Origin of the sequence: Luteibacter aegosomatis, from assembly GCF_023078455.1 — a bacterium.
Taxonomy (GTDB): Bacteria; Pseudomonadota; Gammaproteobacteria; order Xanthomonadales; family Rhodanobacteraceae; genus Luteibacter; species Luteibacter aegosomatis.
In genome coordinates this window covers 363,112-385,830 of the sequence record NZ_CP095740.1, presented here as the reverse complement: position 1 = coordinate 385,830, position 22,719 = coordinate 363,112, and the positions used below count along the sequence as shown (strand labels likewise).

General features: G+C 68.2%; 16 protein-coding genes. 12 read left to right on the top strand and 4 right to left on the bottom strand.

From position 1 onward, the window contains the following. Nucleotides 1-207: 207 nt before the first annotated feature. The 5 genes from L2Y94_RS01685 to mutM all read left to right on the top strand — a co-directional run bounded on the left by L2Y94_RS01685 (nucleotide 208) and on the right by mutM (nucleotide 4,444). On the top strand, nucleotides 208-930 hold the full coding sequence (locus L2Y94_RS01685) for an ABC transporter ATP-binding protein (protein ID WP_247372614.1): 723 nt from the start codon (nucleotides 208-210) through the stop codon (nucleotides 928-930). Beyond that, entirely contained in the window at nucleotides 927-1,682 is a 756-nt protein-coding gene (locus L2Y94_RS01680; protein WP_247372612.1) for an ABC transporter permease, read from the top strand. The genes L2Y94_RS01685 and L2Y94_RS01680 overlap by 4 nt, the downstream gene beginning before the upstream one ends. Then, nucleotides 1,682-3,028 carry a GldG family protein gene (locus L2Y94_RS01675; protein WP_247372610.1) on the top strand — a complete coding sequence of 449 codons (1,347 nt, stop codon included), beginning with the start codon at nucleotides 1,682-1,684 and terminating at the stop codon, nucleotides 3,026-3,028. Before L2Y94_RS01680 ends, L2Y94_RS01675 begins: the two co-directional genes overlap by 1 nt. Before the next feature lies 1 nt (nucleotide 3,029). Further along, nucleotides 3,030-3,509 (top strand): DUF4340 domain-containing protein, encoded by a 480-nt coding sequence (locus tag L2Y94_RS01670; RefSeq protein WP_247372608.1) that lies wholly within the window; start codon nucleotides 3,030-3,032, stop codon nucleotides 3,507-3,509. A 122-nt stretch (nucleotides 3,510-3,631) separates the two neighbouring features. Next, nucleotides 3,632-4,444, top strand: a complete 813-nt coding sequence (mutM, locus tag L2Y94_RS01665) for a bifunctional DNA-formamidopyrimidine glycosylase/DNA-(apurinic or apyrimidinic site) lyase (protein WP_247372606.1) — start codon at nucleotides 3,632-3,634, stop codon at nucleotides 4,442-4,444. Between the two features lie 5 nt (nucleotides 4,445-4,449). On the opposite strand, the gene L2Y94_RS01660 is transcribed toward mutM, so the two are convergent. Then, the gene (locus tag L2Y94_RS01660) at nucleotides 4,450-5,226 is read right to left on the bottom strand and encodes a hypothetical protein (RefSeq protein WP_247372603.1); all 777 of its coding nucleotides are present in this window, start codon (nucleotides 5,224-5,226) and stop codon (nucleotides 4,450-4,452) included. Continuing rightward, nucleotides 5,223-5,876: a thymidine kinase gene (locus tag L2Y94_RS01655; RefSeq protein WP_247372601.1), complete on the bottom strand. Its 654-nt coding sequence runs from the start codon at nucleotides 5,874-5,876 to the stop codon at nucleotides 5,223-5,225. The genes L2Y94_RS01660 and L2Y94_RS01655 overlap by 4 nt, the downstream gene beginning before the upstream one ends. Nucleotides 5,877-5,991: 115 nt before the next feature. Between L2Y94_RS01655 and L2Y94_RS01650 the strand changes: the two genes are divergently transcribed. After that, nucleotides 5,992-7,986: a UvrD-helicase domain-containing protein gene (locus tag L2Y94_RS01650; RefSeq protein WP_247372599.1), complete on the top strand. Its 1,995-nt coding sequence runs from the start codon at nucleotides 5,992-5,994 to the stop codon at nucleotides 7,984-7,986. A 108-nt stretch (nucleotides 7,987-8,094) separates the two neighbouring features. Here the strand turns inward: L2Y94_RS01650 and L2Y94_RS01645 are convergent, their stop codons facing one another. Together L2Y94_RS01645 and L2Y94_RS01640 are read right to left on the bottom strand one after the other, a co-directional pair. Beyond that, entirely contained in the window at nucleotides 8,095-9,111 is a 1,017-nt protein-coding gene (locus tag L2Y94_RS01645; protein WP_247372597.1) for an AI-2E family transporter, read from the bottom strand. A gap of 52 nt (nucleotides 9,112-9,163) precedes the next feature. After that, nucleotides 9,164-10,183, bottom strand: coding sequence for an AI-2E family transporter (locus tag L2Y94_RS01640; protein WP_247372596.1), 1,020 nt, complete (start codon nucleotides 10,181-10,183; stop codon nucleotides 9,164-9,166). 146 nt (nucleotides 10,184-10,329) lie between these two features. On the opposite strand from L2Y94_RS01640, the gene L2Y94_RS01635 reads away from it, so the two are divergent. The 6 genes from L2Y94_RS01635 to ubiE all read left to right on the top strand — a co-directional run bounded on the left by L2Y94_RS01635 (nucleotide 10,330) and on the right by ubiE (nucleotide 22,626). Then, on the top strand, nucleotides 10,330-11,235 hold the full coding sequence (locus L2Y94_RS01635; RefSeq protein WP_247372594.1) for a 5'-nucleotidase, lipoprotein e(P4) family: 906 nt from the start codon (nucleotides 10,330-10,332) through the stop codon (nucleotides 11,233-11,235). A gap of 253 nt (nucleotides 11,236-11,488) precedes the next feature. Further along, complete coding sequence (locus L2Y94_RS01630; protein WP_247372592.1) at nucleotides 11,489-12,439, top strand: hypothetical protein; 951 nt, start codon at nucleotides 11,489-11,491, stop codon at nucleotides 12,437-12,439. A gap of 16 nt (nucleotides 12,440-12,455) precedes the next feature. Further along, nucleotides 12,456-15,074, top strand: coding sequence for a glycerol-3-phosphate 1-O-acyltransferase PlsB (plsB, locus tag L2Y94_RS01625; RefSeq protein WP_247372590.1), 2,619 nt, complete (start codon nucleotides 12,456-12,458; stop codon nucleotides 15,072-15,074). Nucleotides 15,075-15,200: 126 nt separating this feature from the next. Continuing rightward, nucleotides 15,201-18,431 (top strand): dermonecrotic toxin domain-containing protein, encoded by a 3,231-nt coding sequence (locus L2Y94_RS01620; protein ID WP_247372589.1) that lies wholly within the window; start codon nucleotides 15,201-15,203, stop codon nucleotides 18,429-18,431. 22 nt (nucleotides 18,432-18,453) lie between these two features. Beyond that, nucleotides 18,454-21,825: a DUF6543 domain-containing protein gene (locus tag L2Y94_RS01615; RefSeq protein ID WP_247372588.1), complete on the top strand. Its 3,372-nt coding sequence runs from the start codon at nucleotides 18,454-18,456 to the stop codon at nucleotides 21,823-21,825. 51 nt (nucleotides 21,826-21,876) lie between these two features. Further along, a complete protein-coding gene (gene ubiE / locus L2Y94_RS01610; protein WP_247372586.1) occupies nucleotides 21,877-22,626 on the top strand; it encodes a bifunctional demethylmenaquinone methyltransferase/2-methoxy-6-polyprenyl-1,4-benzoquinol methylase UbiE in 750 nt (249 codons plus the stop codon). Nucleotides 22,627-22,719 lie beyond the last annotated feature (93 nt).

Here is a 22,719-nt window from a genome sequence, read left to right as displayed (position 1 = left end):
GGACGTACAAGTAGCAGTCTAGCGGGGGGTTTCCATACCCACCAGCATGGATCGCGGCAAATTGTGAAAGCCGCGGTTGTCGTCACACCGGGGGTTTGCGCACAATCGCCCGATGACGCCTGCCTTTGCCGTTCAGAGAGATCACGACCCTGCGGCAAGATGCCCGCAAGATCCTGCCCATAGGGCGGCATTCGGCGACGTAGCCGCATGAACCCGCCGACTTTCCTGAACGTGGACGGCGTATCCCGGCGCCGTGCCGGACGAGCCGCCGTGTCCGGCCTGAGTTTTCACCTGAACCGCGGTGAAGTATTGGGGCTGCTCGGAGTCAATGGCGCGGGCAAATCCACCACCCTGGCGATGCTCGCCGGCGCCCTTCGCCCGGATGTCGGCCGCATCGAGATCGACGGTCGCCGCCTGGATATCCACCCCGCCGTCGCCCGCGACGCCATCGGCTGGCTGCCCGAATCGGCGCCGCTGTGGCCGGAACTGTCCGTCGAAGAACACCTGGCGGCCTTCGCCCGGTTGCGCGGGCGACCCAAGGCGGAGGCGAGGCAGGCGGCGGAGGCGGCGATCGCCCGCCTCCAGCTCGGCGACCTGCGCCGGCGCCTGGCCGGCGTGCTGTCCCAGGGCCAACGCCAACGCCTGGGCCTGGCCTGCGCGCTGGTCCACGAGCCGCCGCTGCTGATCCTCGACGAGCCCGCCAATGCCCTCGATCCGGTGCAGGTCGGCGAGCTGCGCAAGCTCGTGCGTGAACGTGCGGCCGCGGGCAATGCGGTGATCCTGTCCACGCACGTGCTGGCCGAGGTCGTGGCGGTCTGCGACCGCGTGGTCATCCTCCACGACGGGATCCTGCGCCACGACGCGCCGCTGGGCGATCACGCGGCGCTGGAGAAGACCTTCTTCGGCATCGCCACGGGGGCTTCCGCATGAGCCTGGGCGCGATGACCCGTCTCGAACTGCGCCGCCTCGCGGTGCGCCCGCTCGCGTGGGCGCTGGCCGCCCTCACCATCGCGTGGCTGGCCTGGACATTCACCCTCGGCCTGGGCCAGTTCCTCGGCGCGCAGGTCAGGCTCGCCGCCGTCGCCGATGCGCCCGGGTTCACCGACCTGGTGGCGATCCCGCTGCTTGCGGAGCTGGTGAAGCTGTCGTTCCTCGTGGTGCCGCTGATGACGATGTCCGCGCTGGCCGGCGACAGGCGGGCGGGTACGCTCGCCCTCCTTTGGTCCACCGGCCTGCCCGCCTGGCGCATCGTGCTCGGCAAATACCTGGCCGTGCTCGCGTGGCTGGGCCTGTGGCTGCTGGCGACGCTGGCGATGCCGCTGGCCGTGGGCCTGCACGGCGAAGCCGACTGGGGCAAGCTCGCCGCCGCCACGCTCGGCACCGCCCTCACCCTCGCCACCCTGGCGGCCATCGGCATCGCGTGCTCGGCCGCCACGGCCGTTCCCGCCATCGCCGCCGCGACGGCGCTGATCGTGTCGCTCGCCCTGTGGACCATCGACCGCGGGGCGCAGGCCGCCGGCGTCAGCGGGGGCTTCCTCGAATGGCTCACGCTCGCCACGCACCTGCAGAACCTGCTGCGCGGCCTCGTCGTCTCCAGCGACATCGTGTGGTTCGCGCTCGCCATCGCGCTCGCGCTGATCCTCGCCACGCGCCGCCTCGGCGCCGACCGGGAGCGCCAGTGATGCGTCGACTCGACCGCTGGCTGTTCCTCGTGGTGCTGCTGGCCATCGTCGGCGGCATGGGTTTCCTGAGCTCCCGGCACGCCTGGACCGCCGACTGGACGCACGGCGCGCGGGCCAGCCTGGCCCCCGAGAGCGAAGCCGTGCTCCGCGCGCTCGACGGTCCGGTCGACGTGGTGGGCTATCTCTCGCCCACGGGCCCGTTGCGCGAACAGGTGGCCGCCGTCATCGAACGCTACACGCGTGCGAAACCCGACCTCACGCTGTCCTTCGTCGATCCGGACCTCGATCCGGCCGCGTCGCGGCAACTGGGCATCGGCGGCGACGGCGCCCTCATCGTCCGTTATCGCGGCCGCGAGCAACGCGTGGAAAGCCCGATCAACGAGCGCAACCTTTCCAATGCGCTGGAACGGCTTGCGCGCGGCGGGGAACGCGTGGTGGCCTTCGTCACCGGCGACGGCGAGCGCCAGGCCGACGGCCGGGCCAACGCCGACCTCGGCATCTTCATGGGCCAGGTCGAAAAGCGCGGCATGCGCGCCGTGCCGTTGAATTTCAGCCAGACGCAGGGCGTGCCCGAACACACCGATCTCGTCGTTCTCGCCAGCCCCCTCGCTCCCCTGCCCGCGCGCAGCGTGCAGGCCCTCGTGGATTACGTGCGTGACGGCGGCAACCTGCTCTGGCTCACCGAGCCGTCGAACGACGACCTCGGCACCGCGCCGCTCGCCGACGTGCTGGGCATTCGCGTGCTGCCGGGCGTGCTCGTGGACGGCCAGGGCAGCACCCTCAACGTGCGGGACCCGCGCATCGTCGTGCTGGGCGACTATCCGTTCCACGCGATCACGCGCGCGTTTCGCGAAACCACGCTGTTTCCGCAGGCGGCCGCGCTCGCGCAGGTATCGGCGCACGACTGGGCAGTGGTGCCGTTCCTGCGGTCGGGCGAACGCAGTTGGACCGCGTTCGGCGGCATCGACAACGACAAACCCTCCACCGTCGCCTTCCATCCCGAAAACGGCGAACTGAAAGGCCCGCTCGACTTCGCATTCGCGCTCAACCGCCTTTCGCCCAGCCCGGCCAAGAACGAACAGCGCGCCGTGGTGATCGGCGACGGCGATTTCCTCTCCAACACCTATCTCGGCAACGGTGGGAACCGCGCCCTGGGCGAGCGCATCGTCGACTGGCTGCTGGGCGACGACGTGCTGGTGAACCTACCGTCCCGGGGCGCTCCGGACCGCGCCATCGCGTTGTCGCAGGATGGCCTTGGCGCCATCACCCTCGGCTTCCTCGTCGCGCTGCCGTTGCTCCTGCTCGGTATCGGCACGGGCATCGCGTGGCGGCGGCGGAGGCGTTGAGGTGAGGCCGCGACTGCTCGCCCTCGCCGTGCTGGCGATCGTCGTCGCGGCGGTCGGCTGGCAATGGCATGCCGACGAGGCCGATGCGCGCGGGCACACGCTCACGGGACTCGATCCCGGGCGCCTCGAGCGCATCGACGTTTCGCTGCGCGGATTCGCCGCCCAGCATTTCGAGCGGCATGACGGACACTGGACCTCGTCCGGCACGGTCGACGAAGGGCGAGTGGCCGACCTGGCCGACCTCGCACGGACGCCCGTCTTCGAATGGAAACCCCTCGGCGATGTCGACGCGGGAAAGATCGGCCTGTCCCCGCCGATGGCCGTGCTGACCCTAGATAACGTGCGACTGGAATTCGGTGACATGACCGCCCTGGGCAAGCGCCGCTACGTGCGTGAAGGCGATCGCGTGGCGATCGTGCCCGCGCAGGCGTTGCCGAGGCCGCCAAGGATGCAGGCGTTGCCGACACGGCCCGGGCCTTGACCCCCACGCGGCGTGAAAGCCTCATGCGAGAACCCGATGCATGGCCGTAGGCACCGGCCCGCGCCGGTGCGACGGCCCCTTTCCACTTGCCCGTCAGCCCCGGACGCCCCATCTTTCCGCCCATGCCCGAACTCCCCGAAGTCGAAACCACTCGCCGCGGCATCGCCCCGCACCTGGAAGGCCATCGCGTCACCGGCGTGGTGCTGCGCCGACCGGACCTGCGCTGGCCGATTCCCGCCGAAGTCTCGACGCTGCTCCCGGGTCAGACGATCACGAGCGTGGAGCGTCGCGCGAAATACGTGCTGATCCACACCGCCGCCGGCACGGCCCTGCTCCACCTGGGCATGTCGGGCATGTTGCGCGTACTGCCGGCCGACACGCCCCTGGGCAAGCACGACCACGTGGATATCGTCCTCGACGACGGCAAGGTGCTGCGCTTCACCGATCCCCGCCGTTTCGGTGCCTTGCTCTGGCAGATGCCCGGCGAAACGCATGAACTGCTCGAGGGCATCGGACCGGAACCGCTCACCGACGCGTTCGACGGCGACCTGCTCTGGCGCCTGTCGCGCGGGCGCTCGGCCTCGGTGAAAACCTTTCTGATGGACAACGCGGTAGTGGTCGGCGTCGGCAACATCTATGCGAGCGAGGCCTTGTTCGCCGCCGGCATCGATCCGCGTCGCGCAGCGGGAAAGGTGTCACGCGAACGCTACGCGACACTCGCCGCTGAAGTGAAGCGCATCCTGGCGCACGCCATCACCCGTGGCGGCACCACGTTGCGCGACTTCCTTTCGCCCGACGGCGCGCCGGGCTACTTCTACCAGGAACTGTTCGCCTACGGCCGGGCAGGCGACGCATGCAAGGTATGCGGCACGCCCATCAAGGTGGTGACGCTGGGGCAGCGGGCGTCGTTCTACTGCCCCACCTGCCAACGCTGATCCGATCAATCGGGCCAGCGCATGGCGGCATGCGAATTGTTGAACCGCGGATCGTTTTCGTCGCCCGACAGCGACACCTTCAGGCCGCCTCGCACGCCGGTCACGTCGATCAGCTGACCGTCGTCGAAACGCGAACCCAGGGCGGACAGTTCCACGAGGTTTTCCGACAACGCGCCCACCGAATCGATGGCGTTGTCGGGCACGTTGGTGATGCTGACGTCGGGGCGGCCGAACTTGCGCATGCCACGGGTACGGATCCACGAGCGGCCCTTCACGTCTTCCTCGGGACTGCACAGGATCAGCACGTGGTGTCGCGGCGGCGCGCCACCCGGCACCAGGTAATGCTCGCGCCAGCTCGCCGCGTCGAACAGGGTGAGGATCTGCGGATCGACCACCACCTTGCCGCCGACGTCGGTCAGCGCCGCGACGACGCCGAGCGTATCGCGCAGGTAGTCCAGGCTGTCGCGGTCGGGAAACCGGCCACGGATGACCATGACGTGCGGCGCCGCCTTGGCGGCCTTGAACGCCTCGGGGCTGTCCTCGCGCAACAGTTCGCCCAGCGCACCGGCCAGCGGATAACCCTCCCAGCGCGCCAGCACCGCGTTCTGCATGCGTTGCATCTCGATGCCTTCGGGCAGGCCCGGGCTACCGTACTTCGACGAGGGGATGACCACGTCCTCGGCGAACGAGCCGAACACGAAATACAGCAACACGGCCTGCTCGTCGCTGGGCTGCCAATAAGGGCGCGGCCATTCGGCGGCGGTGTTCGTCGTCTCGGTCACGTCGGTTTTCCTTCGTCGGAATCGGATTCGCCCAGCGGCAGCACGGATTGCTGCAGCTCGATGCGGCCTTCGCCGGCCGTGATGGTCTTGAACTCGGCGCGGCTCACGGAGACATAGCGGTCGTTGCCGCCGATCTCAACCTGCGGCCCCTGGGTGACCGCGCGGCCGTGTTCGTCCACGCGCACCACCATGGTGGCCTTGCGCCCGGAATGGCAGATGGTCTTGATCTCGTCGAGGTTGTCGGCCCAGGCCAGGAGGTATTGGCTGCCCTCGAAGAGCTCGCCGCGGAAATCGGTGCGCAGCCCATAGGCCAGCACGGGGATGCCCAGGCGATCGACCACGTCGGTGAGCTGCCAGACCTGGGCCTTGGACAGGAACTGGGCTTCGTCCACCAGCACGCAATGCAGCGGGCCGCGCGAGGCGATGTCGCGCTCGACGACGGCGAGCAGGTTCTCCTCGCCCGAGAAGCGCATGGCCCGGGCCTGCAGGCCGATGCGGGAAGCGACCACGCCCTCGCCGTAGCGGTCGTCCAGGGCCGGCGTGAGGATGAGCGTGCGCATGCCGCGCTCGTGGTAGTTGTGCGCGCTCTGCAGCAGGGTGGTGGTCTTGCCGGCGTTCATCGCCGAGTAATAGAAATACAGCTTGGCCATGGGCTTTCGGTCGGGTCGCGACCCGACATGGTATCCGAAGCCCGGCCCACCTGCCCCCGAGACCGGCACCTGCTACCATCCGGGGCCTCGTCCGCCCTTCGTCTTCCGGCCGGCCATGCTCAATCCCCAACAACACGCGGCCGTCGAGTACTGCGACGGTCCCCTCCTCGTGCTGGCCGGCGCAGGCTCCGGCAAGACGCGCGTCATCACGGAGAAGATCTCGCACCTGATCTCCCGCCGGCACCTGGCCGCGGAGAAGATCGCCGCGATCACCTTCACCAACAAGGCCGCGAAGGAAATGCGCGAGCGCGTTTCCAAGTTGATTTCCGACGACGCCGCGAAGGCGCTCACCGTGTGCACCTTCCACGCGCTGGGCCTGAAGTTCCTGCAGATCGAACACGATCGCGCGCAGTTGCGCCGCGGTTTCTCGGTGCTGGATGCCGACGACAGCGCCAACATGATCAAGGAGCTCTCGCCCAAGGGCGTGAAGCCGGAAGTGATCCAGGGCATCCGCAACCTCGTGGGCAAGGCGAAGAACGCGGGCCTGACGCCCGCCGAAGCCATGGCCGCCGCGCGCAGCCCGCGCGAGATCGAAGCCGCCACCATCTACGATCTCTACCAGCAACGGCTGGCCGCGTTCAACGCGGTGGACTTCGACGATCTCATCCGCCTGCCGCTGAGCATCCTGGAGAACGACGCGGACGCGCGCGCCATCTGGCAGGAGCGCCTGCGCTACCTGCTGGTGGACGAATACCAGGACACCAACGACGCGCAATACCGCCTGCTCAAGGCCATCGCCGGTCCCAAAGCCCGGTTCACCTGCGTGGGTGACGACGACCAGAGCATCTATGCGTGGCGCGGCGCCAATCCGGAAAACATCGACCAGCTCGGCCGCGACTTCCCGCAGTTGAAGGTCATCAAGCTGGAGCAGAACTACCGCTGCGCGAAACGCATCCTGCGCGCCGCCAACCAGCTCATCGCCAACAACCCGCACGTGCACGAGAAGCGACTGTGGAGCGACCACATCGAAGGCCCGCCCATCCGCGTGCTCGAGTGCAAGGACAACGACCACGAAGCCGAGCGCATCGCCGCCATCGCCGCGAGCCTGCACGAGAAATACAAGGAAAAGGGTTGCCGCTGGGACGACTTCTGCATCCTCTATCGCGGCAACTTCCAGGCCCGCCCGCTGGAAAAGGCGCTGCGCCTCGCGCGCGTGCCGTATCACCTGAGCGGCGCGCTGTCGTTCCTCGACCGCGCCGAGGTGAAGGACATACTCAGCTACCTGCGCCTGCTCACCAATCCCACCGACGACGCCGCCTTCCTGCGCGTGGTGAACGTGCCCAAGCGCGAGATCGGCGCCACGTCGCTGGAGAAACTCGGCCAGATCGCGCAGTCCCGCAACGCCTCGCTGCTCGATGCCGCTCGCAGCGATACCGTGCTGAAGTCGTTGTCGCCCCGACCCGCCTCGGCACTGGCGGGCTTCGCCCGGTTGATGGACGAGCTGCGCAGCCACGCGGTGCACGAGAGCGCCGCCGACCTCGTCGCCACGGTGGTGGAAAAAACCGGCTACGGCTCGCACATCGCCGCGAGTACGCCCGACCCCGACCTGCGCGAACGCCGCCTGGGCAACCTGCGCGAACTGATGGACTGGTTCCGCGCCATGGGCCGCGACGGCGGTCGCACCGGCGACATCGCGCAGCAGCTGGCCTTGCTCAGCCATGCCGACCGCGACGATCCGGGCAACGCGCTGCGCATGATGACGCTGCACTCGGCCAAGGGACTGGAGTTCCGCTTCGTGTTCATCGTGGGCTGCGAGGACGGCACCTTGCCGCACGAAGGGGCGATCGACGAAGGGCGCCTCGACGAGGAACGCCGCCTGATGTACGTGGGCATCACGCGGGCCAAGGAGGCGCTCACGCTGTCCTTCGCCGCGAAGTCGCGCAAGTACGGCGAGATCCTTTCCAACGACCCGAGCCGCTTCCTCGACGAGCTGCCGCAGGACGACCTGCATTGGGACGGAAAGGATCCGGAAGCCGACGCCGAGGTGAAAAAGGAGACGGCGCAGGCGCACATGGAGCGGATCCGCGCGATGCTGGCGGGGGGAGCGTGAGACGCTGGGTTCCCGCCTTCGCGGGAACGACGTGAGGCTGTTTCATAGGCGGCGACGAATCGCGTAGCTCGTCGTTCCCGCGAAGGCGGGGACCCAGCGTCTTGCGCCTCAGACCAACCCCTCCGCCTCCAGCTCACTCTTCAGGTAAGCATAGTAAATCGGCCCCGCCACCAGCCCCGCGATGCCGAACGCCGCCTCGAACACCAGCATCGCCACCAGCAGTTCCCATGTGCGCGCACGGATCTGCCCGCCGACGATGCGTGCGTTGAGGAAGTATTCGAGCTTGTGCACCACCACGAGGAAACCCAGTGCCGCCACGCCCACCCACAGCGACACCGACAGACCCGCGATGGTGATCAGGGTGTTGGAGATGAGGTTGCCCGCCACCGGCAGCAGGCCGACGATGAAGGTGACGATCACCAGCGTCTTCGCCAGCGGCACGTGCACGCCGAACAGGGGGAGCGCCACGAGCAGGAAGAGCGCGGCCAGCGTCGTGTTGATCGCCGAGATCTTCACCTGCGCGAAGATGATGTTGTGGAAGGCGTCGGCCAGGCGTCCCGCGCGCGTGGTCAGCTCGAAGGCGAGCGGACGCGCCGGCCTGCCGCCGGAACCGTGGGAAATGGCCACGATCGCGCCGAGCACCAACCCGATCAGGATGTGGGCCAGCATGCGCGCGGCGTGCGTGCCCACCAGCTGCAGGTCGCCCGCGTGCTTGTGCGCGAGGTCCATGCCCTGCGTGCGCAGGTCGGTCAGGCTGTCGGGCAGGCTCGAGGTGATCCACGCGGGCAACTGCTCGTGCGCCTTCTCGATGAGCGGCACAAGCTTCACGTCCCATAGCTGTCTCGGATCGCCGATGTCGCGCCGGTAGAAATCCATGGTCGCCACCACGAGCAGCACGATCGCGCCGACCACCACCACCGCGACGATGGCCACCGCGATCACCCGCGCCCGCTCGCCCGGCACGAGGCGCCGGATCAGGGGAATGAGGCCTTCCACCACCTCGTAGACCAGCAGGCCGGCGAGCAAGGCGGACACCAGGTGGAGCTCGAGGAAGCCGAGCAGGGCGATACCCGCCAGCACGTAGCTGGCGATGCGGATGCGATAGGTGGCGTCGGAAGGGGCCATGCACGAAATCCTTGGCGTAACGAACGTGATTCCAGCAGGGACGCGATGAACGTCAGATCAAGCGCGCGGCTTCGAGCTCGGACTTGAGGTAGGCATAGAAGATGGGGGCCGCCACCAGCCCCGGCAACCCGAAGGCGGCCTCGAATACCAGCATCGCCACCAGCAGTTCCCATGCGCGGGCGCGGATCTGCCCGCCGACGATGCGGGCGTTGAGGAAATATTCGAGCTTGTGGATGAGGATCAGGAAGGCCAGCGCGCCCAGGCCCACGTAGAGTCCCACCGAAAGACCCACGATGGTGATGGCGGTGTTGGACAGCAGGTTGCCGATCACCGGCAGCAGCCCGACGATGAAGGTGATCACGATCAGCGTCTTCGTCAGCGGCAGGTGCACGCCGAACAACGGCAGCACCGCCACGAGGAAGATCGCGGTGAAGGCGGTGTTGACGAGGGAGATCTTGATCTGCGCGAACACGATGTTGTGGAAGGCGTCGGCCAGGCGCGCGGCGCGCAGGCTCAGTTCGGCGGCGAACGGACCCACCTGGTGCGTCGGGCGCGTGCGGCTGAGCGCGACGATGGCACCGAGCACCAGGCCGATCACGATATGCACGAGGATGCGCGCGGCTTCCTTGCCGGCCAGCTGCAGGGTGACGGCATGCGAGCGAGCCCAGTCCAGCGCCGTGAGGCGCAAGGCGTCCACGCTGTCGGGGAGGCGATCGACGATGGCCGGCGGCAGCTGCTGGCGCGCACGCTCCACCATCGGCATGAGCCTGTTCTGCCAGAGATCCTCGGGATTGCCGATTTCGTTGCGGAAGAAGCTGATGCCGCCCAGGATCAGCAACGTGAGCAGCCCCACCACGATGATGCCCACCAGCGCCACCGCGAGCACGCGCGCGCGGTCGCCCGACAGCCGGCGGCCCATCAACGGCGCCACCGACACCACCACCTCGTACACCAGCAGGCCGGCCATGAGCGCGGGAAGCAGCCGCAGGTACAGCACGAGAAACAGGCCGAGCCCCGCCGCGAGGTAACTGGCGATGCACACGGCGCGGGTCCGGAATGATGCGGCGTCCATGGTGGGCCTTGCGGTGGATGTGGGGCGCAGTCTGTCAGGACGCGGGGGCGATGTGCCAGTGGGCGCGCGCGTCGTCACCCTGTCGTAAACTCTGCGGACAATCGCCGGCCCATGGCCGCGAGGCCGTATCCATGCAAGGGGTTTACATGCTGAAGTCCGTTCCGACCGCGCTGGCCGCGGCCCTGCTGCTCTCCGCGTGCGCCTCGGGCGCGCCGAAGCAACCGCCGGTCGTCGCGTCGGCCCCGCAGCCTGCCGCCGACCTGTCGCCTCGGCCCGCCGCCGACGACAACCTCAACGCGGTGGCCTGGTCGCAGGACGCCAGCGAGCACGACTTCATCTACCTGCAGACGTATCGCAACGCCGAGGAGAAACTTCTCAAGGCGTTGAAGGATCCGACATGGGATGCGCTGCCCAAGGACGATCGCGCCGGGCATCCGTCGCTCAAGGGCCTCAAACCCGCCGTGGTACTCGACGTGGACGAGACCGTGCTCGACAACTCGCCCTACCAGGCGCGCCTGGTGCGCTCGGGCACCGAGTACAACGAGGCCGAATGGGCCGCCTGGTGCAAGGAAGGAATCGCCCGTCCCTTGCCGGGCGTGGTCGAGTTCACGAGGTTCGCCGCCGACCACGGCATCGCCGTGATCTACATCTCCAACCGCGCGAAGGATCTCGACGACGCCACCCTGGACAACCTGCGCTCGGCGGGACTTCCGGTGGCCGGCAAGGCATCGTTCCTCGGCCTGGGCACCGTCGTCGAAGGCTGCGAACAGGCGGGCAGCGAGAAGGGCTGCCGCCGCCAGCAAGTGGGCAAGAGCTACCGCGTGCTGATGCAGTTCGGCGACCAGATCGCCGACTTCGCGAACGTCTACGGCAACACCCCCGAGGGGCGGACGAAGGCGATGGCCCCCTATACCGCCTGGATCGGCGAGCGCTGGTTCGTGCTTCCCAACCCCACCTACGGCGCCTGGGAAGCGGCGATGTTCGACAACGACTACACTCTGCCGCGGGAAGCTCGCCGGCAGAAGAAGATCGATTCGCTGCGAGTCAAGTAAATTCAACGAGTTAGTAATGATTTGCTGATATTGCATTAACAATGTCGGCCAACTATCATTGCTCTCGCCGAAACCCGTGGTGCCTCAAGCAATGCGGGCAAGGCCATTTCCCTTGCCGGCTTCGGGCCGGATAACCCCGTGAGGCTTCAGGTCTCCGGGGTTTTTCTTTATGGATTTCTTACACTTCGGCCCTTGTGAAGCGGCCGGGGGCCTCGTAACCTCGCCTCCCCCGCCGGTTACGGACGCGCGCCCGATGTTCCGCTACATCCCCAAGGCCTGGCTTCTGCTCCCGGCCCTCGCCCTGCTCGCCGCCTGCGGCAAGGACAAGGAACCGCCGGGCACGCCGGGCGGTGGCTCGCCCGAGGATGCCGTGCGTGCCTCGCTCGAACTCATCCGCGACGGCAAGTTCGACATGTATTGGCGGCACGCCCTGCCACCGGCCGACTTCGCCACGCTGCGCGCCGACTGGCCCCTGCGCAACGCGGCGAAGACACCCGTGGAGCCCCAGGATCGCGAACGTTTCGAGGCGGGCGTGAAGCGCCTGACGGAGCCCGATGCCGAGAAGAAGCTCTTCGCCGACCTCCGTCCCGTGCTGGTACGGTTCGATCGCGACTACAAGGACCAGATGCCGCTGATCTCGGGCGTCGGCCAGTCGATGGCGCTGACCGCCATCGATCAGGAGAAGGATCTCAACGCATCGCAGAAGCGGCAGCTGCGCGACGTGGTGAACGTCATCGCGCCATGGACCCAGACCGTGGCCTGGGGCGACCAGGCCAAGGCGAAGCAAGCCATCGCCATCGTGGTGGACACCGCTCGCAACGCGCATCTCTCCACGCCCGAGGCCTTGCACGCGCTGGACTTCGAGCAATCCATGGCGACCTACGCCACCGGCTGGAACGGGCTCAAGCGCCTGCTCGACGTCTACGGCCTCTCGCTGGACAAGAGCTTCGACGCGGCCAGCATCGACACGCTGGAGAACAGCGGCGCCTCGGCCCACGTGAAGATCACCTACACCCTGCTCGACAAGCCGATCCAGACCGACGTCACCCTGGTGCTGCTCGACGGGCGCTGGTACGACAGCGACCTTCTCCAGGACGTGCGCGCCGAGCATGCCCGTTTGCTCAACACCCCCGCACCGGCTACCAGCATCCCGGCGGAGCCCTCCCGCGCCGCCACGCCGGTGACCGCCGCCCACGTTCGCTAGGCCGTACAATCCCACGATGTCCGAAATTCCGATGAGTGCGGATCCGCACGTCCATGTCGCCCGTTCGCCCTGGTGGTTCAAGCTGCTGGGCCGGCTGCTCGAGCCCTGGGTGAAGATCAAGCGCGAGCCCGCGGAGCCCGCCGGCCTGCTGCACGGCGGCGCGGCCGTCTGCTACGCCATCGAGCGCGACGGTACCTCCGACGCGCTGATCCTGGAGCGCGCATGCCGCGAGGCCGGCCTGCCCAGTCCGATGCAACTGCTCGAACTGCCCGGACGCCGGCGGCGCTCCGTCTTCTCGCTGAGCCGCCGTCACGGCTGGCTGTTCGGCCGCACCGATGCGCGCGGACCGAAGGAACCGATCGGCCAGCTCATCCGCGCGCTGGAAGACGATCCCTCACGCGACATCCAGGTGGTGCCGGTATCCATCTACGTCGGCCGCGCCCCCAACCGCGAATCGGGCTGGTTCAGCGTGCTGTTCGCGGAAAACTGGCTCGTCGTCGGCCGCTTCCGGCGCATGCTCGCCCTGCTGCTCAACGGCCGCGACACCGTCGTGCATTTCTCGGCCCCCGTCTCCTTGCGCAACGTGCTGACCGAGTCGCAAGGACTCACCTCCGAGCGCCTCACGCGCAAGATCGCCCGCGTGCTGCGCACCCACTTCCGGCGCATCCGCGCGGCCGTCATCGGTCCCGATCTGTCGCACCGCCGCACGGTCGTCGACGCGGTGCTCAACGCGCAACCGGTGCGCGACGCGGTCGCCGCCACGGCCAGCAAGGAAAACATCACCCAGGCCAAGGCCGAGCGGAGGGCGCGCGACTTCGCGCTGGAGATCGCCGCCGACTACTCGCATCCGGTGGTGCGCTCCACGTCGTTCCTGCTGTCCAACTTCTGGAACAAGCTCTACGACGGCATCGCCATGCATCACTTCGACAAGGTGCGCGCCATCGCGCCCGGTCACGAAGTGGTGTACGTGCCCAGCCACCGCAGCCACACCGACTACCTGCTGCTCTCGTATCAGCTGCATCACTCCGGCGTGGTGCCACCGCACATCGCGGCCGGCGTCAACCTCAACCTGCCGCTGATCGGGCCGCTGCTGCGTCGCGGCGGCGCGTTCTTCCTTCGCCGCAGCTTCAAGGGCAACGCGCTGTATTCGGTGGTGTTCAACGAATACCTGGCGCAGCTCGTCGACCGTGGCGTACCGCTGGAATACTTCATCGAAGGCGGCCGCTCGCGCACGGGCCGATTGCTCACGCCGCGCGCCGGCATGCTCGCGATGACGGTACGCGCCTACCTGCGCGCGCCGCGCCGTCCCGTGCTGTTCCAGCCGGTGTACATCGGCTACGAGAAGCTGATGGAAGGCAAGTCGTACATCGGCGAGCTGTCGGGCAAGCCGAAGGAGAAGGAATCGCTGCTCGGCCTGATCCGCGGCCTCAAGGTGCTTCGCCAGCGCTACGGCCACGTCACCCTGAACTTCGGCGAGCCAATCCTGCTCGAGCCCGTGCTCGAAGCCGCGGCCGCCGACTGGCGCGAAGCCACCGCCGATCCCGACGCCAAGCCCGAATGGCTCAATCGCGCCGTCGACGGCCTGGCCGAGCGCATCCAGGTGAACATCAACCGCGCGGCCGACGTGAACCCCATCAACCTGCTCGCGCTCGCCCTGCTGGCGACGCCCAAGCACGCGATGGCCGAAAACGATCTGCTGGTGCAGCTGGAACTGACCAAGGCGATGTTCCAGGAGCTGCCCTACTCCGACCGCGTGACGATCACGCCGATGAATCCCCCGGGCATCATCGCCTACGGCGAACAGATGGGCTGGATCCGCCGCGTGCGACACCCGCTGGGCGACGTGCTGGTGACCGAGGGCGAGCAGGCGGTGCTGCTTTCCTACTTCCGCAACAACGTGCTGCACCTCAACGCCGCGGCCGCCTGGGTGGCCGCGTGCTTCCTCAACAACCGGCGCATGTCGCGTTCGTCGGTGGTGCGCCTGGGCAAGATCATCTATCCGTTCATCCAGGGCGAGCTGTTCCTGCCGTGGGACGAAGAAGGTTTCGCCAATCAGGTGCAGGACACCATCGATTTCTTCGTGCGACGCGGCATGCTCGAATCCAACGGCGAAGGCCGCCTGCTCGAACGCGGACCGGGACAGGACGACGGCGCCTACCAGCTTCGCGTCATCGCGCGCAGCATGCTGCAGGCCTTCGAGCGTTATTACATCGCCATCGCCGCGCTGGTGAAGAACGGTCCGCACACGATGAGCTCGGGCGAACTGGAAACCGCGTGCACGCTGACCGCGCAGCGCCTGAGCCTGCTCAACGAACTCTCCGCGCCCGAATTCTTCGACAAGGCGCTGTTCCGCGGCTTCATCCAGAAGTTGCGCGAGCAGAAAGTGGTGTGGACCGACGAGAACGGCAAGCTCGATTTCGCCGACGCGCTGGAAGACATGGTGCGCGACGCCCGCGTGATCCTCGCCCGCGAAGTGCGCCATTCGATCCTCAAGATCACGCCCGGCGGCGAGAACGACCGCGACCTCGACGCGCGGCCGCCCGACGATCCGCAGGCCTCCGGCACGGGCGATTCGCTGCACGAACGCCACGTGGCGAACGAGAAGCAGCGCCACCACACCCACGAAGGTCCGTGACACCGGCACGGTCCAACGACACGGGTCGATAAGACTACAAGCGCTCGTCCGCGATACCTACAGATGCGCGCGGGTTCGCCCTCGTAAGCTTTGGCGCTTCCCCATCGCCAAGGATTGCCCGTGGACATGGCTCCGCCGCAGGCCCCGCCTGCCATCGTCTCGTCGTCCCGACAGGAAATGGACGACGCCATCCGGCGCCTGGTGTCGGCGCAGGCGCGGCAAAACGAGTTGTCGCTCGCCCTGCCTCCGCTGCCCGATGCCCCGACGTCGGCTGACAAGCGCGATTATCTCTCCGCATTGGACCGGTTCTGGCACGACCCGTCGACCGGACGGGATGCGACGCTGCGAACACACCTTGCCGACGTCATGCGCGACGAGGCCATCCTGCGCGGATTCGACGGCACCCTCGACGAACGCGCGAGAGAGATGGCGACGGCGTTTGCCCGCTCGGTCGACCAGGCTCCGCCGTTCCCGCTGAAGGCCCATCACCTCATGATCCACGACGCGCCCTACGCCGGCGCGGTCGTGGTCACCGGTACCGAGGCGGACCCCGCTTTGCTGTTCTTTCCGGAAAGCGGATGGGAAAGCTACACGGACTCCACCGCCCTGCTCGACGCGGTGGAGCGCAAGGCGAGGCAATGGCTTCGCGACGGGCGCGCTCCGCCGGGCATCTCCCTCGACGAGGTCGACGACGAGCCGACCGAGCGCCTCGTCCGCCTCGACGCCATGCACGGATCGGCGTTCCTGGGGCTCCTCTCGGTCGTACCGCGACAGCGTGAACGGGTGGAGGCGGCATGGAACCTGCTGTTCGATGGCGAACTTCCCGACGACGAACGCACGCTCGCGGTCGACGCGTTGCGCAACGCGGTACGCCTGGACATCCTGCCGGACATACGCCGGTTGATGGCCGCGCACGAGCGCCGGCTGATACACAAGGTGACGGAAGAACGCCTCATGCGCGCGCCGACGAACGTGGCCGACGACTGGCGACGCGCCATGGCCGCCTACGAATCGCTCCAGCGCGTCTCCGAACAATGGACATGGCTGCAGCTTCCGGACATCGAGGCGTTCACCGACGACCTGCTCGCGCGACGATTAAGCGACATCGGCGTGACCCATCCGGTGGAGGACATCTTCGTGACCTCCGAACCACGGCCATTGCCGTTCCCCGGCTGCACGTCGGGAGCCGGGCGGGTCGAGCGCATCGAGCTGAGGAAGCTGGCGCTGCAGAACCTCGGTCGTTTCGACCTTCGCTGCTTCCATCCCGTGGACGGCACCGGAAGGTCCCTCGATGGGCAATTGCCCGCCACGGAACTGGGAAGGCTGGTCCGCGCGATCGACGTGGGCGGAGCTTACGCGCGACTCATTCGCACGACGTTTTCCGACTCGATCGAAGGTGCCATGCGCCGCTCGATCGCGACGGGCGCGCTGCGCATCCGCCTGCGCCTGGAGGCGGAGGAAGCCCGCCTGGCCGCCGCATTGTCGGACGATATCGCTTCCGCCGCGGGTCGGCCGTTGAAAGACCTCTATCGGTGGGTGGACGGCGTCCTCGACGAGCCGGTCGCGAAGTGGCGCGCGAAGGACGGGCAAGACGATATCGTCGTCCGTCAGGTGATGTACAAGGGCATCCCCGTGGCGGGCATGCTCGTCATCGGGAGTTCGTCCCGATACGAGGCGCGGCAGGTGCTCTATACGCCCGATGCGCCGGATGGCCTGACGTTCCGCGAGTTCCGGCAGTGGAGCGACGTCGAACGGGAGATCCTGTACCACCCGTCGTTCGAGAGCTATCTTCTCGATCGCCTGCCGCCGCGCTTCGCCACCACGCAGTCCAATGGGGTACGCGTGTTCTTCGTCTCGGAGTCCACCCGCCTGCGCCGTTGGGTCTTCGGAGGTTATCCACCCGCGAACACGACCCATACCGACGAAGCCTTCACCGAGCGAGCGATCGACGGCGACGTGCTGGAATCGCTTTACGATGCCGAAGTCAGCCTGCGCGAAGCGCAGGTGGAACTGGTAGCCCGCAGCAGCGCCCAGGCCGACGACGACCATCCGCTCATCGACCCGGCGGCCTTCGCCAGGCGCTTCGCCCACTTCATCGGCAGGGCTTCCATGGCGGGCTGGCGGTTCTACGATCAGGTCAAGGCGAAGAACGCGCCGCAGGCCTTCGTGGAATTCACCGCCACCTACACCGCCATGCTCGACTTCGGCCTTGCGGTGGCGTGGAAGCCCTTGCTCGCCAACGCGATCATCGTGCGCAGCGCGCAACGGAGCCTTCAGCTCCGCCCGTTTCGCGTCGACCTCACCACGTCGGCCACGCTCTTCGAGGCCCGCTTCGCGTTCACGTGCGCGAAATGCGCGAAGTCGGTCGCCAACATGCAAGGCATCCACCACATCGACGGCCAGACCGCGATTTCCCAGGGCGGCCGCCTGTATGCGGTGCGCTACGACGCATCGGCGCAGACCTGGCGATTGACCCGGCCAGGCGCACCGGACGCCAACTTCAGCGGCCCGGCCGTGGTGCACGTGGGCCAGGGCCAGTGGCAGTATCGCACCGACGTCGGCCTGCTCGGCGGAGCGCCCCCGCCGGTGGGGTCCACCACGATGTCGGTACTGCGCGAACACCGTCAGCGCGTGGCCGACCTGCGCGGCCTGAGCGACGCGCAACTCGAACGCCTGTCGAGTCATCTCGTGGCCGGAAAGGGCACCGACACGGGAGCGAGAAAGCTCGCCTGGCGCAAGATCAGCCGCGAACCGCTGACCGCCGTGGAACGCCAGCGTTGGCAGGCCGCCGTGGACTGGGCCCGAGGCCATCCGTCCACGCCACCGCCCGCGCCGCCCGCCCCGCCGCGACCGCCCGTGCGCGTGGAGGGCTTGCCCGCGCCGATACCGGGCGCGGGACTTTCCCATGAAGCCATCGCCGTGGACCGCGCGCAGTGGCCCCGATACGTCTGGCATTACACGGACGACACCGCCATGGCGACGATGCGTGGCGAACGCTTCCAATGGCTCGAGCAGTCCGCATCGCGCCGGGGCTACCCCTCCGGGGCGTACGTGACGACGCTCGATCCGGCCCGCAACGACCTGGACCAGGTCGCCGTATGGCTCAGCGGAAGAAACGCATGGACACGGCAAGCCAACCGTCCGGAGATGACGGCACGCTGGCTCAAGCTCGACCTCGATGCGCTGCCGCCCGGCTACACCGTGCATCGTGTCACCAACGTGCACGACGGCACGTACCTGATCCGGTCGCCTCGCCTTTCGGGCGCCGGTCATGCGGGTGACGTGGAGGGGGCGCTTCCCGCCATTCCCTTGCAAGGCGTTTTCGTGTCGGAAGGCCGGCGCGGAGCGACACCGTAACCTCTCAGTCAAGGATCGACCATTGGACATGCTTCCCCCGCAGGCGCCGCCTGCCCTCGTTTCCCATGCCAACCAGGCGGCCGTCGATGCGCTGCGACGTCTCGCCGATACACAGCAATGGCTGCTACGCCAACAGAATGCGTTTCCGTCATCGCCTTCCGGCGACGACGGCCGCGCCGCCTTTCTCCTCGAGGTCGACGCTTTCTGGAACGCGCCCGCCGATCAGGCGTCGAGCCATCCGGCACGTTCGCGCCGCGACGTCTTCGCGCGGAAACTGGCGCAGGCCGCCTACGACGATGCGTCGCTGCGAGCCAACGACGGCACGCTGTCCGACGAAGCCTTCGAACTCGTGCGATCCGTCGCGCAGCATCCCGACACCCCGTTGCCTTCGCACCTGCATGCCGACGAACTGCACATCGCCGACGCGACCTACGCCGGCGCCCTCGTCCTTCGAGACGACCGCCATCCGGACCGTGCGCTGCTCTTCACCGCGCGTGAGGGCTGGGAGTCCTTCGGCTCGCTCGCCACGCTGCTCGACGCGGCCGAAAGCCGCTTGCGACGGGAACTGGCCGCCACGAACGCATCGCGTGGCGTCGACGCCGGCACGGTCCAGGCGAACGTCGCCCGGCGCCTTCTGCGGACTCGCGAAATACCCGGACAGCCATTCGAGGCCATGGCCGAAAGGCTCGTCGAGCGATTCAGGGAAAGGCTGCGCGAAGTGCTGAGGCACGCATCCACGCTTTCTCCCGGCACACGCGAAGATGCGCTGCGCACGGCCGCCGACCTGCAGGGCCTGCTCGACGTGCACGGCATGGTCGAAAGCCGGGATGCGGACCTCCTCGCCCGCGCGCACCATGAGCGCATGGCCCGCGTGCCAGACGACGTCCGTCGACACTGGGAGAACGCGGCTCACGCCTATCGCGCCGCGTTGCGGGACGCCGCGTCGGCGCGCCACGACCGATCGACGGGCGAACCCTTGTCGCTCGTCGCGTTCGCCGACAGGCTGCTGCGTGACCGACTGCGCGTGAGAGGCATCGACGCCGACCCGGCCGACATCCTCGTCCGCCTGAGCGGCCTGCCCGCCTCACCCTCCGATCTTCTCGCCGGGGCCGCCGGCGCCCTTCCCGCCGACACCCTCTCCCTCTCCCGGCTCGCCTTCCGCCACCTCGCGCCCACCGATCTCGTCGCCGTCCTCGACGCCGAAGGCTCACCGCGCACCGGCCTCACCCCCGCCACGATCCGCGAACTCGTCGCCGACATCGATCTGCCCAACGCCTACGCCGACCACCTCGACGACGTCCTCACCGATCGCTCGGAGCACGGCCGGCTCAACCGCGTTCTCGCACTCGACCTGCTGCGTGCACGCATGCGCTTCGAGGCTGCCGACGCCCGACTGGTCTACTACCACCCCGAGGAGCCGCGCGGCTTTCTCGACGACCACGAGGAACAGGGCTTCCACTGGGTTCAGACCGTCCTGGACCACCCCGCCGCGGGCGGCCGCCCCCGCACCGCCCGCGGTCACGAACTGGTCGCCCGTCAACTCACCTATCGCGGTGCGCCGCTGGCCGACGTCGTCCTCATCGGCGTGCGCGATCCGCGCTCGGTCTCCCGTGTCGTCCTCTACACCCCGAACGCCCCCGACGGCATCGCCTGGCGCGAGTTCGCCGATCGCGCCGAACTCACCCGGCGCTTCCTCGTCGATCCCGCCTTCGAGGCCTACCTCCTCCAGCGCCTGCCCGAAGAATTCGCGCTTGCCGACGACCGCGGACAGCGTCACTTCGCCCTCCCTCGCCTCAACGGCAACCGCTCCGCCTCCTGGGTCTTCGACCTCGACGACTGTTCCGCATGCACGGCCCCGGACGAGCGCTTCGCCGAGCAGGAGGTCACCGCCTCCGTTCTCGACACCCTCTATGACACCGCCATCGGCCTGGCCAAGCGCAACGCCCACCACCTGGCCCGCTCCACCCGGCTGGCCACCGTCGACGCCGTGGCTCGCAGCCTCGACCTCGCCACCGGACCCTTCGACGACGCCGGCAGGCTCGCCACCCGTCTCGCCCTGGACACCGTCCTCAGCATCCCGCGCACCGCCCAGGCCGCCTGGCGCTTCTACGACCACGTCAAGGCCGGCGACGCTACCGCCGCCTTCCTCGACTTCGTCGAGGGCTATACCTCCGCCCTCAATGTCGTGCCCCTCCCCGTGCAGGTTCCATCCCTGTTTGCCGGCTCCCTCGTGCGCGCCTCCGCCGGAAACGGCCGCCTCGTCACCCAGCGTCGCCCCCTGCCCCGGCCCGACACCCTCTTCGAGGATCGCTTCCTCGCCCACGGCGTCTCCCTGCCGCCGGGACCGTCGCCCGCCAGCGGCGTCTACGCCATCGGCCAGGCCCGCTACATCCGTCACGACGGTCAGCTCTTCCATGTCCGCTTCGACGACGCCTCGCGCGGCTGGCGGCTTTCCCGCCCCGGCGCCCTCGACGCCCGCGTCTCCGGGCCCGCCATCGAGCGGCTTGCCGACGGACGATGGCACTTCCGGCACACCGGACTGCGCGGCGGCTCGGGCCGCGTATCCGTCCGCGCGGACCTCTATGGGGGTGAGGACTGGGAGGCCCTGCGCCCACGACTGGCCGCCGACATCGCCGACTTCTCCCATCAGGAAGTACTCAACCTACAGGCCTGGCTGAGCCGACAACTGGAACCGTGGGACGCCGAACTGCTCTTCCAGACGCTGGGCAGGCAATGGGACGAAGGCCTGGCCCGCCCGATGGTCGGCCCCGCCCGGCGAGCGTTGTGGGACCAGGCCATCGGGCACGTGCGCGCGCAACGCACGCCGCCACCCATGGCGCTACCCGGCCCCTCGGCGGGCCCGGTCATCGTCTCGCCCCACCTTTCGGCCGAAGCGATCGAAGGGCTCGTGCGTGTCCCACGTAGCGAATGGCCCGCAGCGGTCTACTACTACGCCCCGGTCGACGACCTGGCGCGTCTGCAACAGGCCCACGCACGGCAACTGGATCCGGCGACCCTCGGCGAGGTCGAGCTGGCGCTTCCCCAGACCCGCGTCGGCGAGGGAACCGCACAAGGCCTGCCGGTTCTGGCGGTCACGCCCTGGACCCGCCTCGACACCGTGCGCGGTGCGAGCGAACCATGGCTGCCCCGCTCGGTCGATCCCGCGGCGACGCTGGAGTCCGCCTCCAGCGGCTGGGTCCACATCAACCTGCGCCAACAGCTGCCCAATGGCGGCCAGCCGCATATGAACCTCGAGCTGTATCGACCCGCCGGCGCTCCGGGCACGGCCTACGTATTGCGCCCGACGCGCTTCGTGCAGACCCTGGAAGGGCCCAACGCAGACATCCGGCTCAGCACGAATTTCTCCATCAGCGCGCCGCCCAAGACGCCGTAAGGCACCGGTGGCGCTCGCCGCCCGGCGGTGGGAGGGGTACCATTCCCTCCCATGGAGAACCCCAAAACCACCCATTTCGGCTTTCGCGACGTGCCCGTCGGCGACAAGCAGAAGCTCGTCGGCCAAGTCTTCACGTCGGTCGCCCGCAATTACGACCTGATGAACGACCTGATGTCGTTCGGCGTCCATCGCCTGTGGAAGCGTCACTTCGTGGCGGTGAGCGGGGTGCGGCGCGGCGACCGCGTGCTCGACCTGGCCGGCGGCACCGGCGACATCGCCGCGTTGCTGAAGCCCGTCGTGGGCGACGAGGGCGAAGTGGTGGTGGGCGACATCAATGCCGCCATGCTCGGCGTAGGCCGCGACCGGCTCACCGATCGCGGCCTCGTGTCCGGCCTGCGCTGGGCGCAGATGAATGCCGAGATGCTGCCGTTTCCGGACAACAGCTTCGACGCGATCACCATCGCCTTCGGCCTTCGCAACGTCACCGACAAGGACAAGGCGCTAGCCGACATGCAGCGCATCCTCAAGCCCGGCGGCCGCCTCCTGGTGCTGGAGTTCTCGAAAGTGCAGAGCCCCCTGCTCTCGAAGCTCTACGACGTGCACTCGTTCCAGATCCTGCCGCGCCTGGGCAAGCTCTTCGCCAACGACGCCGACAGCTACCGCTATCTCGCCGAATCGATCCGCAAGCATCCCGACCAGGGCACCTTGAAGGACATGATGACCCGCGCGGGCTTCGGCCACGTCGAGGTGCGCAACCTCACCAGCGGCATCGTCGCGATCCATCGGGGCTACAAGCTGTAATCCCGCGGGGCATGGCGCCCAAGCGCGCCACGCGCAGCCTGCCGACGGCGCGTGGGCCCGTCGGCCCGTCCATGCGTCTCAGGCGCCTTCCAC

Coding starts and splice junctions, on each gene's coding strand:
- ubiE (WP_247372586.1), top strand. CDS start 21,877: ATGGAGAACCCCAAAACCACCCATTTCGGCTTTCGCGACGTGCCCGTC.
- mutM (WP_247372606.1), top strand. CDS start 3,632: ATGCCCGAACTCCCCGAAGTCGAAACCACTCGCCGCGGCATCGCCCCG.
- L2Y94_RS01680 (WP_247372612.1), top strand. CDS start 927: ATGAGCCTGGGCGCGATGACCCGTCTCGAACTGCGCCGCCTCGCGGTG.
- L2Y94_RS01640 (WP_247372596.1), bottom strand. CDS start 10,183: ATGGACGCCGCATCATTCCGGACCCGCGCCGTGTGCATCGCCAGTTAC.
- L2Y94_RS01620 (WP_247372589.1), top strand. CDS start 15,201: ATGGCTCCGCCGCAGGCCCCGCCTGCCATCGTCTCGTCGTCCCGACAG.
- L2Y94_RS01655 (WP_247372601.1), bottom strand. CDS start 5,876: ATGGCCAAGCTGTATTTCTATTACTCGGCGATGAACGCCGGCAAGACC.
- L2Y94_RS01685 (WP_247372614.1), top strand. CDS start 208: ATGAACCCGCCGACTTTCCTGAACGTGGACGGCGTATCCCGGCGCCGT.
- plsB (WP_247372590.1), top strand. CDS start 12,456: ATGTCCGAAATTCCGATGAGTGCGGATCCGCACGTCCATGTCGCCCGT.
- L2Y94_RS01630 (WP_247372592.1), top strand. CDS start 11,489: ATGTTCCGCTACATCCCCAAGGCCTGGCTTCTGCTCCCGGCCCTCGCC.
- L2Y94_RS01645 (WP_247372597.1), bottom strand. CDS start 9,111: ATGGCCCCTTCCGACGCCACCTATCGCATCCGCATCGCCAGCTACGTG.
- L2Y94_RS01635 (WP_247372594.1), top strand. CDS start 10,330: ATGCTGAAGTCCGTTCCGACCGCGCTGGCCGCGGCCCTGCTGCTCTCC.
- L2Y94_RS01650 (WP_247372599.1), top strand. CDS start 5,992: ATGCTCAATCCCCAACAACACGCGGCCGTCGAGTACTGCGACGGTCCC.
- L2Y94_RS01675 (WP_247372610.1), top strand. CDS start 1,682: ATGCGTCGACTCGACCGCTGGCTGTTCCTCGTGGTGCTGCTGGCCATC.